The following is a 17276-nucleotide window of genomic DNA, read 5'->3' as shown; positions in this document are numbered from 1 at the left end:
GCGCTGGAGCAACGCCTGCAGGGCCAGGCGCGCGCCGCCTGCATCCCCGACGCGATCAGCCGCTCGCTGAGCCCGGTGCTGCTGGCGCTGAACCTGGCCGTCACGGCCGGCCGCGCCGACGGGCTGGACCCGGCCTATGGCATCGACGCCTTCATCGCGCTGCTCGGCCACCAGCTGGGCAAGCAGGTCGATTCGCTGGAGACGCCGGAGATGCAGCTCGACATGCTGACCGGCGGCACGCCCGAGGAGCGCGTCGAGATGATCGACCGCACGCTGGCCGACCTCGAGAAGGGCCAGACGCGGCGCATGCTCAAGCGCATCGCCGACGTGTGGTCGGGCAGCAAGCTCGACGAGCTGGAGCGCTATGCGAGCTGGTGCGACTGCATGAAGACGGCCGACGACCGGCGCGACATGAAGCGCATGCTCGACGAGCGCAACCCGGCGATGGCCGAGCAGGTCGCGGCCTGGCACGAGGGCGGCGAACGGGTGTTCGCCGCCGTCGGCAGCCTGCACATGATCGGGCCGCAGGGCCTCCCGGCCCTGCTGAAGGCCCGCGGCTACCGCGTCGAGCGCATCGTCTTCAAGCGCTGATCAGTTGATGCCCAGCGTGTACTTGCCGTTGGTGGCGCCGGTGCCGCCGCTGTAGTACAGCACGCGCACGTAGTACGTCACCGCGCTCGCGCCGCTGTTGGTCACCGAGGCCGAGTCGACCAGGCCGGTGCTCTTCTCGCTCTTCGCGAGCTGCGTGCCGCTGGCGTTGTAGATGTACAGGTCGTAGTCGGAGCTGCTGTTCGGCGTCAGCGTCGCGGTCAGCGAACTGCCGCTCGCCACCGTCACCTTGAAGTAGTCGGTGTCGGAGCTGCTGGCGACCGTGCCGGACACCAGCGAGTTCTTGTTCACCGCCTGCGCCGTCGCGATGGTGTTGTTCGACTCGGTGTCCGTCACCGGCGTCGGCGGTGTCGTCGTGCCGCCACCGGCTGCATCGACCGCCGCGTTGGCATCCACCAGGCCCGCGCCGCACTGCGAGCAGGTGGCAGGGAAGGCCCGCGACGACGACTTCAGCAGCGTCTCCACCTGGTCCGGCGTCAGCGACGGGTTCTTCGCCAGCATCAGCGCCACCACGCCCACCACGTGCGGCGTCGCCATCGACGTGCCCTGGTAGTAGTCGTAGCTGTCGGCGCCCGGCGTCGTCGCGCCCGAGTTCAGCGTCGACAGGATGCCGTTCGCCGCACTCGAGCGCACGTCGCCGCCCGGGGCCGCGACGTCGACGATGGCGCCGAAGTTCGAGTAGTAGGCACGCCCGCCGCTGCGGTTCGTGGCCGCCACGGTGATGACGCCGCTGCAACTCGCCGGCGAGAAGCCGGAGGCGTTGGCATTGCTGTTGCCGGCCGCCACCACCACCACCGTCCCGCGGCTGCGGGCCGAGGTGATGGCGTTCTGCGAGGTGGTGTCGCACGCGCCGCTGCCGCCCAGCGACATGTTGATCACGCGCGCCGGGTTGGCATTCGCCGGCACGCCGCTCACCGTGCCGCCCGAGGCCCAGATGATGGCCGCCGCGATGTCCGAGGTGTAGCCGCCGCACTTGCCCAGCACGCGCGCCGGCACGACCTTGGCGTTGAACGCCACGCCCGCCACGCCGCTGCCGTTGTTGGTGACCGCCGCGATGGTGCCGGCCACGTGCGTGCCGTGCCAGCTGCTCGATTCGGCCGTGCTGCCGGTGCCGCATTCGCCGGCGGTGATCCAGTCGCCCGGATCCTTCGCATCGCTGTCGCGCCCGCCGCCGTCGTTGGCGGTGGCCGTGTCGGCAATGAAGTCGTAGCCGGGCAGGATGTTCGCCGCCAGGTCGGCGTGCGGCCGGTAGCCGGTGTCGATCACCGACACGACGACGCCGGTGCCGGTGGACTTGTCCCACGCGTCCGGCAGCCTCAGGCCGGCCGTGGCTTCGAAGTACTGCCATTGCTGGCCGTACTGCGTGTCGTTCGGCACGAACAACGCATGCAGGATGCGGTCGGGCTCGGCGTACTCGACGTTCGGGTCGGACGCCGCGATGTCACGTGCGATCTGGGCGACGTCGGCCTGCGGCAGCCGGCGGTCGAACTTCATCACGTGCGTGTCGAGCGCGCCGATGCGCAACAGCTGCATCTGCACGCCGGCGCGCAGCGCGACATCCTGCGCGCTGCGGTGCAGCACGCTGCGTTCGGTGGTGGAGGCCGTGGACGCGGCGCCGGCTGCGCCGCTGCGGTACTTGATGATCAGCCGGTCGGTGGGGGTCGGTACGTCGGCCTGGGGTACTGCGGTGATGCTCTGGGCCGCCGCTGCTGCCGACAGGACGCCGGCATGGGCCGAGAGCGCGGTAGCGCCCGTCAGGACCAGCAGGGCTGACAACACCCTGCGCAGAGAGATTCGATGCATGGATCGCTTTGTCATGTCTCATTCCCTTGTGAGGTTGGAAGCAAAAGCGCCGACAGTCAGCGGCGCGCCCTCAGGGTCGGGCACAAGCGGGGGTCGCGTCAACGCCGCTCGTCCTTCACCTGCAAGAGTTTTCAGGTAGGGGGGTGCTAGGGGTTGCGTGTGTGTGCGGCCCGTGCAAGGCGTGCACAATCGGCTGTCCAAAAGACAACAGCTGCCCACAAGGAGACACCATGGCCGAGGCCCCGAACTTCACGAAGCTGGTGCCCGGTTTCGACTTCCTGCAGGGGCTCGTGAAGAACGCCGGCGCCGCGCTGCCGAACATCGGCCAGTGGGTCGCGCCGACGCTGAACCCCGAGGAGCTCGAGAAGCGCATCGAGGAGCTGCGCACCGTGCAGTTCTGGCTCGAGCAGAACGCCCGCATGCTGGGCGCGACGATCCAGGCCCTCGAGGTGCAGCGCATGACGCTGTCGACGCTGAAGACGATGAACGTGCAGATGGAAGACCTGCGCGATTCGCTGACGGCCAGGCCCGCGGCCACCCCTGCTGCAGAACCAGCAGCCGACCCCGCGCCGGCGCGCAAGCCGGACGCGAAGGCCCGCTCGAAAAACGACACCGCCGCGGCCAACCCCGCCGCCGTCGACCCGATGCAATGGTGGGGCGCCCTCACCAAGCAGTTCACCGAGCTCGCCGCCACCGCGATGAAGGACAGCGCGTCGGATGCGGCGCGCAACCTGGCCGGCGCGCTGGTCAAGCAATCGGTCGACGCCGCCGGGCAGACGCTGAAGCGCGCGGCGACGATGCCGGGCGAGGTGGCGATCAAGACGGTGCGGACGGCCAGGGCGGTGGCCAAGACGGCCGCCAAGACAGCGGCAAACACCGCAGCCAACACCGCAGCCGCCCGCAAGCGTGCCGCGCCGCGCCGCTGAGGAGCCCGCCGCGATGAAGCTGTTCGCCCACGCCCACGCGACCCACCCCGACTGGCGCATGGCGCTCGCGCTGTCGGCCGCGCAGATCGACGCGCAACGTGCCGACCCGGGCGGTGCGCACATCAGCGAGCCGACGCTCGGCTGGGTCTACCTCAGCGACCACTACGCGCCACATGCCACCGAGCTGCTGGCCGAGCTGCGCCAGCGCTGGCCGGGCGTGGCCTGGGTCGGCGCGGTGGGCGTCGGCATCGCGGCCAACGGCGTCGAGTACTTCGACGAGCCGGCGCTCGCGCTGATGCTGTCGGACCTGCCGCGCGAGCAGTTCCGCGTGTTCTCGGGGGCGGCACCGCTGCATGGTGATGCGGGCTTCGCGCCCAACTCTGCGCAGGTCCATGCCGACCCGGGCGCCACCGACCTGGCCGAGCTGATCACCGAGATGAGCGACCGCACCGCCACCGGCTACCTGTTCGGTGGCCTCGCGTCGGCGCGCACGCAGGCGCTGCACATCGCCGACGGCGTGTTCGACGGCGGCCTGTCCGGCGTCGCGTTCAGCCGTGAGGTGAGCCTGGTCTCGCGCGTGACGCAGGGCTGCCAGCCGGTCGGCCCGGCACGCCGCATCACGCAGGGCGAGCGCAACGTGGTCGCGCAGCTCGACGACGAGCCGGCGCTCGACTGCCTGCTGCGCGACCTGAAGATCGACGGCGACGAACCGCGCGAGGCGCTGCCGCGGCTGCGCCAGACGCTGGTCGGCCTGAGCGACCCGCGCGACGACCTGATGGCGCGGCCCGGCCAGTTCGGCACCGACACGCGGGTGCGCCACCTGGTCGGCATCGACCCGCAGCAGCGCGGCGTCGCGGTCAGCGACCAGGTCGAACCCGGCATGCACCTGGCGTTCTGCACCCGCAGCACCGAGGCGGCGCGGCGCGACCTGGTGCGCATCTGCAGCGAGATCCGCGAGGAGCTGGAACCCGAGACGATGCCGCGCGAGACCGCGCTCGCGCTGCAGCAGGGGCCCGACGGCAGCTCGGCCCCGCATGCGGCGCGCCGCATGGCCGGTGCGGTCTACGTGAGCTGCGCCGGCCGCGGCGGCCCGCATTTCGGCGCGCCGTCGGCCGAGCTCGCCATCGTGCGGCGCGCGCTCGGCGACGTGCCGCTGGTCGGCTTCTTCGCCGCCGGCGAGATCGCGCGCCACCACCTCTACGGCTACACCGGTGTGCTGACGGTGTTCACGACCGCCGCATGAGCCTTCATGCACCGGTCACGCTGCGTGCAGGGCGTGTCACGCTGCGGCCCTGGCGTGACGACGACCTCGCCCCCTTCGCCGCGATGAACGCCGACCCGCAGGTGATGCGGCATTTCCTCGCGCCGCTGACGCGCGAGCAGAGCGATGCCTTCGCGGCACGTGCGCGGCTGCACATCGAGCAGTTCGGGCACGGGCTGTGGGCGCTGGAAGTGCCGGGCCTGCCGTTTGCCGGCTTCGTCGGGCTCTCTGCGGTGCCGTTCGAGCTTCCGGTGCCAGGCATCGCGCCGGATCCCCGGGAGATCGGTTGGCGGCTGGTGCGCGCGGCCTGGGGACAGGGCTTCGCCAGCGAGGCCGCCCGTCTCGTGCTCGATCATGCGTGGCAGGTGATGCGCCTGCCGCAGGTGGTCTCGTTCACGGCGCTGGACAACCAGCCGTCGCGCCGGGTCATGGAACGCATCGGCCTGGCGCAGCGCGCGCAGTTCGATCACCCGCGCATCGCCGCCGGCCACCCGCTGCGCGCGCATGTGCTGTACGCGGCCGAAGCGCCATGAGCACGCGCTACAGTCGTGGGCTCGTCGAACAGGCCGATGTGGGAGACCTGACCCCGTGAATGCCCTTCTTCCGGTCCACGCGACCGGTGCCGGTGCGCCCAGCGCCGACGAACGCGCGCAACGCCGCGCGCAGGTCGTCGCTGAACTGTCCCCGCTGCTGCCGGCGCATGCGCTGCTGTCGCGCGGCGAAGACACCGTGCCGTACGAATGCGACGGCCTCACCGCCTACCGCCAGCAGCCGCTGGTGGTGGCCCTGCCCGAGACCGAGGACCAGGTCGCCGCGGTGCTGCGCGCCTGCGACCGGCTCGGCGTGCCGGTGGTCGCGCGCGGCGCCGGCACCGGCCTGAGCGGCGGCGCGCTGCCGCATGCGCTGGGCGTCACGCTGAGCCTGGCCAAGTTCAACCGCATCCTGAAGGTCGACGTGCTGGCACGCACCGCCACCGTGCAGTGCGGCGTGCGCAACCTCGCGATCAGCGAGGCGGCCGCCCCCTACGGGCTGTACTACGCGCCCGACCCGAGCAGCCAGATCGCCTGCACCATCGGCGGCAACGTGGCCGAGAACTCCGGCGGCGTGCACTGCCTGAAGTACGGGCTGACGATCCACAACGTGCTGCGCGTGCGCGGCTTCACCGCGCAGGGCGAGGCGGTGGAGTTCGGCTCCGAGGCGCTCGACGCCGCCGGGCTCGACCTGATGTCGGTGCTGGTCGGCAGCGAGGGCATGCTCGCGGTCGTCACCGAGGTCACCGTGAAGCTGGTGCCCAAGCCGCTGCTCGCGCGCTGCATCATGGCGAGCTTCGACGACATCCGGCAGGCCGGCGACGCGGTCGCCAACGTGATCGCCGCCGGCATCATCCCGGCCGGGCTCGAGATGATGGACAAGCCGATGACGGCCGCCGTCGAGGATTTCGTGCACGCCGGCTACGACCTGAACGCCCAGGCCATCCTGCTGTGCGAGAGCGACGGCACGCCCGAAGAGGTGGCCGAGGAGATCGGCCGCATGCTCGACGTGCTGGCCGGCAGCGGCGCGGCACGCATGGAGGTCAGCAAGGACGAGGCGCAGCGGCTGCGCTTCTGGAGCGGCCGCAAGAACGCCTTCCCGGCGAGCGGGCGCATCAGCCCCGACTACATGTGCATGGATTCGACGATCCCGCGCAAGCGGCTGGCCGACATCCTGCTCGCGATCGGCGAGATGGAGAAGAAGTACGGGCTGCGTTGCGCCAACGTGTTCCATGCCGGCGACGGCAACCTGCACCCGCTGATCCTGTTCGACGCGAACGACCCCGACCAGCTGCACCGCTGCGAGCTGTTCGGCGCCGACATCCTCGAGACCAGCGTCGCGATGGGCGGCTCGGTGACCGGCGAGCACGGCGTGGGCGTCGAGAAGCTGTCGTCGATGTGCGTGCAGTTCTCCGATGCCGAGCGCGAGCAGATGCTGGCCGTCAAGCATGCGTTCGATCCGGCCGGGCTGCTGAACCCCGGCAAGGTGATCCCGACGCTGGTGCGCTGCGCGGAGTACGGCCGCATGCACGTGAAGCGCGGGCTGCTGCCGTTCGCCGACATTCCCCGCTTCTGATGTCCTGATGACCCACGACCCCGCACTGCAGATCCTCGTCGACAAGGTCGAAGCCGCCCGCGCCGCCGGTGCGCAACTGCGCATCCGCGGCGGCGGCACCAAGGACTTCTACGGCGAGCCGCCGCAGGGCGAGATCCTCGACACCACGGTGCTCGAAGGCATCTCCAGCTACGAACCGACCGAGCTCGTCGTCACCGCGCGCTGCGGCACCTCGCTCGCGACGCTCGAGGCCGCGCTCGCGGAGAAGAACCAGTACCTGCCGTTCGAGCCACCGCACTTCGGGCCGGGCAGCACCGTCGGCGGCATGGTGGCGGCCGGCTTGTCGGGCCCGCCGCGCGCGGCGGTCGGCGCGGTGCGCGACTACGTGCTCGGCGCGACGCTGCTGAACGGGCGCGCCGAGGTGCTCAGCTTCGGCGGCCAGGTGATGAAGAACGTCGCCGGCTACGACGTCTCGCGGCTGCTCGCCGGCTCGCTCGGCACGCTGGGCGTGATCCTCGAGGTCTCGCTGAAGGTGCTGCCGCTCGCACCGGCCACCGCCACCGTGCGCTTCGAGCTGGCGCAGATCAGCGCGATGCAGAAGATCAACGAATGGACCGGCCTGCCGCTGCCGATCAATGCCAGCGCCTGGTGGGACGGCATGCTCGTCGTGCGGCTGCGCGGCGCGCTCGCGGCGGTGCAGTCGGCGCTCGCCGCGCTCGGCGGCGACGTGATCGAGCCGACGCAGGCGATCACGTTCTGGCGCGGCCTGCGCAACCAGACCGACGAGTACTTCGAGAAGGCGCGCGCGGCGGTGGAGCACGGCGGCGCACTGTGGCGGCTGTCGGTGCCRCCGACCGCGCCGCCGCTGGCCGTGTCGGGCGAGCAGCTGATCGAATGGGGCGGCGCGCAGCGCTGGCTGTGCACCGCGCTGCCGGCGGCGCTGGTGCGCGATGCGGCGACGCTGGTCGGCGGCCATGCGACGCTGTTCATGTCGAACGACAAGTCGGCCGGCGCGTTCGCGCCGCTGCGCACGCCGCTCGACCGCATCCACCGCGAGCTGAAGAAGTCCTTCGACCCGCAGGGCGTGTTCAATCCCGGCCGCCTCTACCCGGATCTTTGATCGATGCAAACCAGGTTGTCCTCCGAGTTCAAGGGAACGCCCGACGGCGACGCCGCCGAGGCGATCCTGCGCAAGTGCGTGCACTGCGGCTTCTGCACCGCGACCTGCCCGACCTACCAGCTGCTCGGCGACGAGCTCGACGGCCCGCGCGGACGCATCTACCTGATGAAGCAGGTGCTCGAGGGCGAGCCGGTCACGCGCAGCACGCAGCAGCACCTGGACCGCTGCCTGACCTGCCRCAACTGCGAGAGCACCTGCCCGTCGGGCGTGCAGTACGGCGAGCTGGTCGAGATCGGCCGCAAGCTGGTCGACGCGCGCGTCGAGCGCCCGCGCGGCGAACGCGCGGTGCGCTGGCTGCTGAAGGAGGGGCTGACCTCGCCGCTGTTCGCGCCGGCGCTGAAGCTCGGCCAGGCAGTGCGGCCGCTGCTGCCGTCGACGCTGCGCAACAAGGTGCCGCCCCGAGCAGGCGCGGCGGCGCACCGCTGGCCGACGCGCCAGCACCCGCGCAAGATGCTGCTGCTGATGGGCTGCGTGCAACCGGCGATGGCGCCCAACATCAACAGCGCGACCGCGCGCGTGCTCGACGCGGCCGGCATCCAGACGGTGGTGGCCGACGAGGCCGGCTGCTGCGGCGCGATCCGCACCCACCTGGGCGACATCGACGGCGGGCTCGACGACATGCGSCGCAACATCGACGCCTGGTGGCCGCAGGTGGTGTCGAACCAGGTCGAGGCGATCGTGATGAACGCGTCCGGCTGCGGCGTGACGGTGAAGGACTACGGCCATGCGCTCGCCCGCGACCCGGCCTATGCCGAGAAGGCCCGGCGCATCGCCGAGTTGACCTGCGACCTCAGCGAGCTGCTGCCCGAGCTGGTGCCGCGGCTGAAGCCGCGCATGAAACTGCGCGACGGCAAGGCCGGGCTGCGCTCGCTCGCCTTCCACCCGCCGTGCACGCTGCAGCACGGCCAGCAGCTGCGCGGCGGTGTCGAGACTCATCTGACAACGCTCGGCTTCGAGGTGCGCGTCGCGGCCAGCGAGAGCCACCTGTGCTGCGGCTCGGCCGGTACCTACTCGGTGCTGCAACCGGAGCTCGCGTACCAGCTGCGCGACCGCAAGCTCGGCCACCTCGACGCGCTGCAGCCGCAGGCGATCATTTCGGCCAACGTGGGCTGCATCCAGCACCTGCAGAGCGGTACGGCGATCCCGGTGCGCCACTGGATCGAGGTGCTCGACGAGGCGCTGGCCGCCTGACCCCACAGAAACGGACGGATTTGTCCGACATCGAACGCGGCCACGTCCGACAGACCTGCCCCGCATCGACGCCGACACTGTGTTCACCGCAGCGCACACCGTGCTGCCTTGAACAAGGAGTCACCATGAACAAGGACCAGGTCAAGGGCCGCGTCGAAGACGTCAAGGGCAAGATCAAGGAAACCACCGGCAAGGTCGTGGGCAACGACCGCCTGCGCTCCGAAGGCGTCGCCGACCAGGTGGCCGGCAAGTCGCAAGCCGCGTACGGCGATGCGAAGAAGAAGGTCGCCGATGTCGCGAAGGACATCGGCAAGCGCATCGACGATTGATCGCCCGATCGATCTCGCATCACCGCTCCCGGCCCGGGCCGCGCACGGCGCGACCGGGCTGCTTCAACTTCAATGCCGACTGATCATGAACATCGAAACCCTGCAAGCCGCCGAGCGCGTCAGCGCCTGGTACCGCAACCGCCGCCTGGTCGCCACCGTGGCGTCGCATGTCGTCACCGACGCGGCCAACGATGACGCGCCGGGCGAAGAAGCCCCTCAGGGGTGCAGCTCCGAGGTCAGCGCGACCGGCGTCGCCGCCTTGCTGCGCAGTGCCCACAGCACGCCGGCCACCAGCAAAGCCACGCCCGCCAAGGTCTCGGCCTGAGGCCAGCTGCGGCGCAGCACGAACGCATAGGCCAGCGCCGACAGCGTCTCGAACACGATCAACTGCCCCGCCAGGGCCGTCGGCAAGCGCTGGCTGGCCTCGTTCCAGCACAGCGTGCCGAGCCATGAGGCGAACAGGCCGATCGCAAACATCAGCGCGATGAAATCGCCGGGGCGCGGGCCGAAGGGCATCGCGAAGCCCCCGCCCGCTGCATCACCCTGCAGCGCCATCCACAGCCACGTGCCTGCATACCCGACCGCGGCGAGCGGCAGCGTCGCCAGGCCCTGTGCCGTCGCCCAGCTGCGCGGGCTGCGGTCCGGGTGGGCGCGCAGCCAGTCGGCATTGCGCAACGGGTACCAGGTCCAGCAGACGACGGCGCCGACCGCCAGCACGGCACCCCAGGCATAGCGGCCCAGGTCGGCCTGCGGATCGGCGCGCAGGTGCCCGATCTCGACGTGGTTGACGAGCCCGATGCCCGCGCCGATCAGCAGCAGCGACGGCAGCAGCCGCGCCCAGGCGATCGGCTCGCCGCCGGCACCCTCGCCACGTCGACCCCGCAGGTTGGCGCAGATCGCGATCACGACCGGCAGCGTGCCGATGATCATCGTCGGCAGCGGCCCGCCGGCGCGTTGGATCGCGCTCGCGAGGAACAGGTAGTAGACGACGTTGCCGATCGCCGCGAGCTTCAGCGCCTCGATCCAGTCGGCGCGGGTCAGCTGCGACAGTCGCGCACGGTCGAGCCAGCCGAGCGGCAGCGCGATCAGCCCGAAGGCCAGGTAGCGGCCGAAGGATTGCAGCGCGGCCGGGTACTCCGGCAGCATCAGCGGGCCGACGAACACGAGGCCCCACATCAGGCCGGCGGCAAGGGCGAACAGGGTTCCGGTGAGCAGGGCGGGAGGCGTCATCGGCGCAGTGTCGCGCCTCGGCGGCCGGCGGTCTTGTACGAGATTGCCGTCGGCCTTCAGGGCACCCGTTCCGGCACCCGCGACGACAGCGGTGCAGGGCGGTACTCCGGCCGGAACTTGCAGCCACCGCCGAAGCGCGCCTCGTTGGCCGTGCACAGCTTCGCGACGCCCTCCGGACTCGGCCGCTCGCCGTCGTCGACCCAGCGCAGCAGCGCCGTCAGCAGCGCCGGGTACTCCGGGTCGCCCAGGTAGCTGTGGTCGGCCTCGTCGCTGAAGGTCTGCACCAGCCACGACGACGCACCGGCCGCCTCGACGATCTCGCGGTACGCACTCTCCAGCTCGACGAAGGCAGTAGGGTCATGGATGGCGTGCAGCGTCAGCACCGGCAGCTTCAGCCGGCCGGTGGGGCGGCTGTCGGCCGCGAGCGCCGCCACCGCCTGCGGGTCGGCGGCGTAGCGCAGCACCTGCTTGTTCAGCGCGGCATCGTCGCCCGAACCGCTGTAGACGACCTTCGCGTTGCCGAACGGGTTGCGGGCGCCCAGGCGCTTCTGCGTCAGGTCCTGGAACAGCCAGGTGCCCCACTGCAGGTGGCCGAGCAGGCTGCGCTCGGGGATGTGCACCACCGACAGGATGGTGTGCAGCCGCGCCGCCTGCTCCGGCGAACGCTGCGCGGCCGGCAGGCCGACGCCGGTGCACTCCTTGACGCGCTCGGCCAGTTCGGCACGCGTCAGCTTCGAATCGAGCGGCAGGCCCTGCCACAGCGGGTAGGCCGGCTCATCAGGCTTCGGGTGGTTGTGGCAGACCTGCTGGTAGACCACGCGCAGGTCGAGCCGGAAGTCGTAGGCGTTGTTGCCGCCGCCCAGCACGCCGCTGGTGAGCAGCACGCCGTCGTAGGCCGGCGGCCCGTAGAGCTCGGCCGCCTTCGCTGCCACGCCGGCACCGTAGCTCTGCCCATGCAGCACGGTGCGGCGCGGCTTGCCGAAGCGCTCGATGAACAGCCGGCGCAGCCGCTCGGTGTCTTCAGCCGCCATCGTGACGCCGTAGCCGCCGCGCCGGTAGCTGGAGCCGGCCCAGGCATAGCCGGCCTTCACCATCACGGCCCAGCGCTGCAGGTCTTCGGCGCTGCGCGCGAGCGACGGCGTGCCGACCTCCGGCCCGCCGTGCGCATGCACGACCAGCACCTGGTTCCAGTCGGCGGGCATCGCGATCCAATACAGCGCGCCCTCCGCATCGCGGCCGTTGTAGCAGTGCGCGTCGGCCGCCACGCCTTCGGGACAAGGCGCCGCCTGCGGCTCGGCGCGCGCGATCGGCATCACCGCGGCCAGCGACGCGGCGAGGGCCCAGGCCCGCCAGCGTCCCGAGGCATTCTTCATCATCAGTTCCTGATCCCGAGTTGGTAGACCGCGCCGGCGCCGGTCGACACATAGCCCAGCACGCCGGCATTGAACACGAAATTGCCCGCGGCGGCACCGCTGCTCTGCGCGACGCCCAGCACCGGCGCGTCGTAGGCCAGCGTGCCGGTGTTGCTGCCCAGCGTCAGGCTTGTGCCCGACACCACCGCAGCGGCCTGGCTGCCGTCGCTCGCGGCGAGCGCGAAGTGCCCGTCGGCGCTGCCGGCGGCCAGCGGCGTCTGCGGTGCGTACAAACGCAGGCCGTGCGCGCCGGACGGGTCGCGCACCAGGAACAGCGGCACCGTGGTCGCACCGACCTGGCCGAACACGACCGAGCCCGACAGCGTGCCGCCGGTGGTGGTGGCGCCGCCGGTCGGCGAGGTGGTGAACACGTCGAATGCGTTGCGCGTGCCGTTGTAGGTGACGTAGCCCTTCGCGGTCGACGTGCAGGCGGCGTCGTAGGTCATGAAGCGCCCGCTGGCCGGATCCTGGCAGTGCTGGAAGGTGCCGGCATTGCGCACCCGCGACGACGCGGCGTAGGCCGTCGCGACGCCGTCGGCGCCGTATTGCACGCCGGTCACGTCGAAGATGTTGGCGATCGGGTTGAACACCGTCGGCGTCGCCGCGTTCTGGAAGGTGCTCTGGAACGCGATCAGGCCGATCGACGTGCCGCCGGTCGGCGCCGCGACGCCGCCCTGCAGCAGGCCACCGGCGCCGAACGTGAAGTCGGCCCCGTTCTCGCCGCTCGAGAACACGCAGTTGCCCTTCGGCAGCAACGCGCCGCTGCGCTGCGTGCCGGCTGCGCGTTGCCCGCTGGCGTCGATCGTGATCGTGTAGGCCATCGCCGCCGGGTCGAGCGCGACGCTGAGTTCCTCGCCGAACAGGTTGCCGCCCTTGTAGGTGATCGCCGAGGCCGGCAGGTTGGGGCAGGCGAGCGGATCGGCCGCCTCCTGCACGCAGCTGTAGTTGGACGCGGCGTCCTGGCTGCCGCTGCCCTTGTACTTCGGCCATGCCGGGAAGCGGCACAGCGGGCGCGTGCGGCCGGCGGTCGCGGCGACGGTGTCGGTCACGACGCCGGTCTCAGGTGCCACGCCCTTCTCGACCCACGTCTCCAGCGCCGCCAGCGAATCCCAGCTCGGGAGGAAGACCCCCGTGCCGTGCCCCATGCCCGGCACCGTGTAGAAGCGGATGCCTTGCTCGGTGGCCGCATCGCCGACGCTGCTCTTCACGCGGCCGTAGTACTCGATCGTCGAGTTGTTGCTGATCACCTCGTCGGCCAGGCCGTGCAGCAGGATCAGCCGGCCGCCGTGCGCGAGGAACGGCGACAGGTCGGCATCGAGCGCGTCGGTCAATGCCGAGACCGCGGAGATGCGCGCGGCCCAGGCGCCGCCCGTGACCGGGTCGAGCGTCAGCGTGTCGAAGCCGGCATCGCGGGTGACGAAGTACTTCGCCCACTGGTCGCCGGTGACGTAGACGTTGGCATCGGCGGTGGTGGCCGGGTTGCCCGGCACCGGGCGCGTGCCGAGATCGCGCGAGGTGGAGGGGCCGGCGACCAGCGTGCCTTCGAGGATGTTGTAGCCGCCGGCGCGCGTGACGCCCTTCGCCAGCGTGTAGCCGTTCAGTTCGAGCGGCGACTCGATCGTGCGAATGGTCGTCAGCTGGGCATCGGACAGGCAGCTGTCGCCGCCGTCGGTGCCGCCGGCGCAGCGCAGCGTCGCAAGGATCTGCGGGTTCAGCTTCCGGCAGCTCTCGACATTGCTGACGATGCCGTCGGCGGCGCCGTCGAGCTTGTCGCAAGCGGCCAGCACGGTCTTCTGCACCAGCAGCGTCTTCGCGAGGTTGACCCAGCCGGCGCCGCCGTTCGCATACAGCGCGCGCCCGACGGCCACGTTCGACAGCCGCGTGCCGCTGTAGTTGAGCGCCGGCTCGTTGGCGACCACGCCGTCGTAGTCGGCCGGCCAGCGCTGGATGTGCAGCAGCGCATCGCGCCCGCCGGTGGAGGTGCCGAGGAAGTACGCCTTGTCGGGCGCCGCGCCGTAGCGCGTCTTCACCAGCAGCATCGCGACGTCGTGCGTCTTCTTCAGCGACTGGCCGCCGTAGTTGGCGAGCGATTCGTCGTTGGCGGCGAACGTGCCGTCGGTGATGCTGCTGCTCTGGTGGCCGCCGTCGTCGCCGAAGGTCGCATAGCCGAGCGCGAGCGGCGCCGGCTTGCCGGCGGGGCCGAAGCGCAGCGGCTCGGTGCCGTCGATCAKCGTGCCGTTGAAGCCGCCGCCGCCGAAGTGGATGGCCTTGTGGTTCCACTGCGCCGGCAGGTTGACGGCGAAGGTGATGGCCGGCGCCTGCGGGTCGACCGGGGCGATGGTGCCGCGCACGCGGCAGTAGTCGCCGAGCRTGTTGCCGGCGTCGGTGGCGGCGACCAAAGTGGCGCTGGTCACGCTGGCGCCTTGCGTCGGCAGGCCGATCTGCGCGGCCGTGAACGTCAGGCCGGCGAGGTCCGCGCACGCGGTGCCGGTGGCGACCGGCGGACCCTCGGGCGCAGGGGTGCCGTCATCGCCGCCACCGCCGCAAGCGGCGAGTAGCGCGGACAGCGCGAGGATGGAAAAGAAGGGACGGATGCGTTGCACGACGCGTCCGTCCAGGCGGCGGCCAGGGCCCATGGGTTTGTCTCCGGTCTGAGGCCTCGAGGGCCTTCTGGTTGAACAGCGCCGCGACGATAGGCGCGTGCCTGATCTGCGGTCAAATAAAATAAGCAGGCCATTCCGATACGAAAAACATATGGAGATGACGCCATGGAGATGAGACAGCTCCGCTATTTCGCGGCCGTCGCGCAGACCGGCCACATGACGCGTGCGGCCGAGCAGCTGGGCATCCAGCAGCCGCCGCTGAGCCAGCAGATCCATGCGCTGGAGCGCGAGCTGGGGCTGTCGCTGTTCCGCCGCCATCCGCGCGGCATGGCGCTCACCGATGCGGGGCGGCAGTTCCAGGTCGAGGCCACGCGCATGCTGCAGGGCATGGAGACGATGACGCAGCGCATGGCGCGCGTCGCGCAGGGGCAGGAGGGAACGCTCGCGATCGGCTTCACCAGCTCGGCCGCGGCGCACCGCTTCATGCCCGAGCTGCTGCGCGCGTTCCGGCGCCTGCACCCGCAAGTGGAGCTGCAGCTGCGCGAGGAGAACGCCGCCGAGCTGACCGAGGCGCTGTCGGCCGGCCGGCTGCACTGCGCGCTGCTGCGGGTGCCGGTCGCGCGGCCCGAGGGCCTGCAGTTCGAGACGCTGCTGCGCGAGCCGGTGATGGCCGCGATGCCGAGCGACCATGCGTTCGCGGCGGCGTCGAAGCGCAGTGGTGCGGCCGCGCGACCTCTGACGTTGGCGCAGCTGTGCAGCGAGGGATTGATCCTGGTGCGCCGGCCCGGTGCGCCCGGGCTGTATGCCGAGCTGCTCGCGCTGTGCCATGCGAAGGGCCTGCGGCCGCGCATCGTCGCCGAGGTCGACCGGATGATGACGAACCTGAACCTGGTGGCGGCTGGCGCGGGGCTGTCGGTGGTGCCGGCCTCGATGACCGGCGCGCATCCGCATGCGATCGCTTATCGACGGCTGGCGGGCAGCGGGTCGCTCGATGCACCGCTGACGCTGGTGTCGCGCAACGATGAGGACAACCTGCCGGCGCAGCGCTTCACGGCCTTGGCGCGCGAGCTGGCATCGAAGCAGGTGAAGGCATGAACGCGACCCGTCGACAGATCGTGCGCGCCGCGCTGGCGTGGCCTGTCATGGCCGCCGCTGCGCCAGCGGGTGCTCCGTGGCCGAACCGGGCGGTGCACCTGATCGTGGTCTACCCGCCAGGCGGCGTCAGCGATGCGATGGCGCGCACGCTGGCCGAGCCGCTGGCGCAAGCGCTGGGCGTGCCGGTGGTCGTCGAGAACCGGGGCGGTGCCGGCGGCGCGCTGGGCATGGAGGTGCTGTCACGCGCCGTGCCGGATGGTTGCACGCTCGCGTTCTCGGCCATCTCGCCGCTGACGCTGCAACCGCTGCTGGCCGGCGGCCCGCGCGACCTGCTGGGCAGCGTGGTGCCGGTGGCCGGCGTGATGAACACACCGGTGCTGGTGGCCGGCACGCCGGCGTTCACCGGCCACAGTTTTGCGGACCTGATCGCGCAGGCGCGCGCGCATCCCGGGCAGGTTCGCTGGGCCACGTCGGGCATCGCGACCAGCGGCCACATGGTGCTCGCGCAGACGCGGCTGCAAAGCGGCGTCGACATCACGCATGTGCCGTACCAGGGCGGCGGGCCGCAGATCAACGATGCGCTCGGCGGGCAGTTCGAGATCCTGTCGACCAACGTCGCGTCGGCGCAGCTGCAGTTGCTGGCGGCCGGGCGGCTGAAGGCGCTGGCGGTCGGCGCGCCGTCGCGGCTCGATGCCTTGCCGGAGGTGCCGACGCTGGCGGAGCTGGGCTATCCGCAGGCCAACATCGGCTCGCTGTTCGGCGTGTTCGCGCCGGCCGGCACGCCGGCGGCGGTGGTGGCCCGGCTGAACGCCGAGATCGGCCGGTTGCTGGCGAGCGATGTTGTGGCATCGCGGCTGCGTGAATCGCACAACCTGCCGGCGGGAGGGACGCAGCAGGCGTTCGTGCAGCAGATCGCGGCGGAGCGGCGGAGGAATCAGGTGCTGGTGAAGCGGTCGGGGGGGTTGCTGGACTGAGGCCCACGCGCGTTGAACGCTGCGTTCAAACCCCTTGCTCGGCACCAGGGCGCCACCACATCACACTCCCACGTTGACCGGAGAAGACCCATGCCTGCCACCGCCCTCGCCCACCTGCCCGCCGACGGTTCGCCCGAGCTGCTGTTCCTGCTGTTCCACGGCGTCGGTGCCAATGCCTCGCACATGGCGCCGCTCGCGCAGCGGCTGGTCGCCGAGTACCCGAAGGCGGCCGTGGTCTGCCTCGATGCGCCGCATCCGTTCGACGGCGGGCAATCGGGCGGGGGCGGCGGCAGCGGCTGGCAGTGGTTCTCGATCCAGGGCATCACCGAAGACAACCGCCCGCAGCGCGTCGCCGAGGCCTTGCCGCGCTTCATCGCGACGGTGCGCAGCGTGCAGCAGCAGCTGAACATGTCGTGGCCGTGCACCGCGCTGGCCGGCTTCTCGCAGGGCGCGATCATGGCGCTCGAGGCCGTGCAGGCCGAGCCGGCGCTGGCCGGCCGCGTGCTGGCCTTCAGCGGCCGCCATGCCACCGCGCCCGGGCACGCCCCCGAGGACACCACCGTGCACCTGTTCCACGG

15 protein-coding genes are annotated in these 17276 nt (G+C 71.3%); 11 read left to right on the top strand and 4 right to left on the bottom strand.

Annotation, left to right across the window (positions count from 1 at the left end):
* A partial coding sequence (locus AC1D12_RS06690; RefSeq protein WP_477839497.1) for a TraB/GumN family protein occupies positions 1–591 on the top strand: 591 nt, incomplete at its 5' end.
* On the opposite strand, the gene AC1D12_RS06685 is transcribed toward AC1D12_RS06690, so the two are convergent.
* Positions 592–2412, bottom strand: a complete 1821-nt coding sequence (locus AC1D12_RS06685) for a S8 family peptidase (RefSeq protein ID WP_465110401.1) — start codon at positions 2410–2412, stop codon at positions 592–594.
* 230 nt (positions 2413–2642) lie between these two features.
* Between AC1D12_RS06685 and AC1D12_RS06680 the strand changes: the two genes are divergently transcribed.
* The 7 genes from AC1D12_RS06680 to AC1D12_RS06650 all read left to right on the top strand — a co-directional run bounded on the left by AC1D12_RS06680 (position 2643) and on the right by AC1D12_RS06650 (position 9384).
* Positions 2643–3338: a PhaM family polyhydroxyalkanoate granule multifunctional regulatory protein gene (locus AC1D12_RS06680; protein WP_477825249.1), complete on the top strand. Its 696-nt coding sequence runs from the start codon at positions 2643–2645 to the stop codon at positions 3336–3338.
* A gap of 13 nt (positions 3339–3351) precedes the next feature.
* A complete protein-coding gene (locus tag AC1D12_RS06675) occupies positions 3352–4581 on the top strand; it encodes an FIST signal transduction protein (protein WP_477839495.1) in 1230 nt (409 codons plus the stop codon).
* The gene (locus tag AC1D12_RS06670) at positions 4578–5132 is read left to right on the top strand and encodes a GNAT family N-acetyltransferase (RefSeq protein WP_477825247.1); all 555 of its coding nucleotides are present in this window, start codon (positions 4578–4580) and stop codon (positions 5130–5132) included. Before AC1D12_RS06675 ends, AC1D12_RS06670 begins: the two co-directional genes overlap by 4 nt.
* A 55-nt stretch (positions 5133–5187) precedes the next feature.
* Positions 5188–6705: an FAD-linked oxidase C-terminal domain-containing protein gene (locus tag AC1D12_RS06665; RefSeq protein WP_477839493.1), complete on the top strand. Its 1518-nt coding sequence runs from the start codon at positions 5188–5190 to the stop codon at positions 6703–6705.
* A 7-nt stretch (positions 6706–6712) separates the two neighbouring features.
* Entirely contained in the window at positions 6713–7804 is a 1092-nt protein-coding gene (gene glcE, locus AC1D12_RS06660) for a glycolate oxidase subunit GlcE (protein WP_477825399.1), read from the top strand.
* 3 nt (positions 7805–7807) lie between these two features.
* Positions 7808–9055: a glycolate oxidase subunit GlcF gene (gene glcF, locus AC1D12_RS06655; protein ID WP_477839491.1), complete on the top strand. Its 1248-nt coding sequence runs from the start codon at positions 7808–7810 to the stop codon at positions 9053–9055.
* Between the two features lie 125 nt (positions 9056–9180).
* Complete coding sequence (locus AC1D12_RS06650; RefSeq protein ID WP_047509724.1) at positions 9181–9384, top strand: CsbD family protein; 204 nt, start codon at positions 9181–9183, stop codon at positions 9382–9384.
* 216 nt (positions 9385–9600) lie between these two features.
* Here the strand turns inward: AC1D12_RS06650 and AC1D12_RS06645 are convergent, their stop codons facing one another.
* The 3 genes from AC1D12_RS06645 to AC1D12_RS06635 are packed head-to-tail and all read right to left on the bottom strand — an operon-like array spanning position 9601 to position 14662.
* Entirely contained in the window at positions 9601–10614 is a 1014-nt protein-coding gene (locus AC1D12_RS06645) for a DMT family transporter (RefSeq protein ID WP_477825400.1), read from the bottom strand.
* 56 nt (positions 10615–10670) lie between these two features.
* Positions 10671–11987 (bottom strand): alpha/beta hydrolase family protein, encoded by a 1317-nt coding sequence (locus tag AC1D12_RS06640; RefSeq protein WP_477825401.1) that lies wholly within the window; start codon positions 11985–11987, stop codon positions 10671–10673.
* Positions 11988–11989: 2 nt separating this feature from the next.
* Positions 11990–14662 (bottom strand): tannase/feruloyl esterase family alpha/beta hydrolase, encoded by a 2673-nt coding sequence (locus AC1D12_RS06635; protein ID WP_477839489.1) that lies wholly within the window; start codon positions 14660–14662, stop codon positions 11990–11992.
* A 132-nt stretch (positions 14663–14794) separates the two neighbouring features.
* Here AC1D12_RS06635 and AC1D12_RS06630 point away from each other — a divergent pair, with 132 nt between their 5' ends.
* From AC1D12_RS06630 to ypfH, 3 genes are all read left to right on the top strand, one after another.
* On the top strand, positions 14795–15724 hold the full coding sequence (locus AC1D12_RS06630) for a LysR substrate-binding domain-containing protein (RefSeq protein ID WP_477839487.1): 930 nt from the start codon (positions 14795–14797) through the stop codon (positions 15722–15724).
* On the top strand, positions 15721–16698 hold the full coding sequence (locus tag AC1D12_RS06625) for a Bug family tripartite tricarboxylate transporter substrate binding protein (RefSeq protein ID WP_477825404.1): 978 nt from the start codon (positions 15721–15723) through the stop codon (positions 16696–16698). Before AC1D12_RS06630 ends, AC1D12_RS06625 begins: the two co-directional genes overlap by 4 nt.
* 90 nt (positions 16699–16788) lie before the next feature.
* The coding region (gene ypfH / locus AC1D12_RS06620; protein ID WP_477839485.1) for an esterase at positions 16789–17276 on the top strand (488 nt) is incomplete at its 3' end.

The sequence above is a fragment of the Rhizobacter sp. P1_G5 genome (assembly GCF_056405435.1).
This window is presented reverse-complemented; position numbering and strand designations above follow the sequence as displayed.

Excerpts from the sequence above, each read along its gene's own strand:
- AC1D12_RS06685 (WP_465110401.1), bottom strand. The coding sequence starts at position 2,412 with ATGCATCGAATCTCTCTGCGCAGGGTGTTGTCAGCCCTGCTGGTCCTG.
- AC1D12_RS06680 (WP_477825249.1), top strand. The coding sequence starts at position 2,643 with ATGGCCGAGGCCCCGAACTTCACGAAGCTGGTGCCCGGTTTCGACTTC.
- AC1D12_RS06675 (WP_477839495.1), top strand. The coding sequence starts at position 3,352 with ATGAAGCTGTTCGCCCACGCCCACGCGACCCACCCCGACTGGCGCATG.
- AC1D12_RS06670 (WP_477825247.1), top strand. The coding sequence starts at position 4,578 with ATGAGCCTTCATGCACCGGTCACGCTGCGTGCAGGGCGTGTCACGCTG.
- AC1D12_RS06650 (WP_047509724.1), top strand. The coding sequence starts at position 9,181 with ATGAACAAGGACCAGGTCAAGGGCCGCGTCGAAGACGTCAAGGGCAAG.
- AC1D12_RS06645 (WP_477825400.1), bottom strand. The coding sequence starts at position 10,614 with ATGACGCCTCCCGCCCTGCTCACCGGAACCCTGTTCGCCCTTGCCGCC.
- AC1D12_RS06640 (WP_477825401.1), bottom strand. The coding sequence starts at position 11,987 with ATGAAGAATGCCTCGGGACGCTGGCGGGCCTGGGCCCTCGCCGCGTCG.
- AC1D12_RS06630 (WP_477839487.1), top strand. The coding sequence starts at position 14,795 with ATGGAGATGAGACAGCTCCGCTATTTCGCGGCCGTCGCGCAGACCGGC.
- AC1D12_RS06625 (WP_477825404.1), top strand. The coding sequence starts at position 15,721 with ATGAACGCGACCCGTCGACAGATCGTGCGCGCCGCGCTGGCGTGGCCT.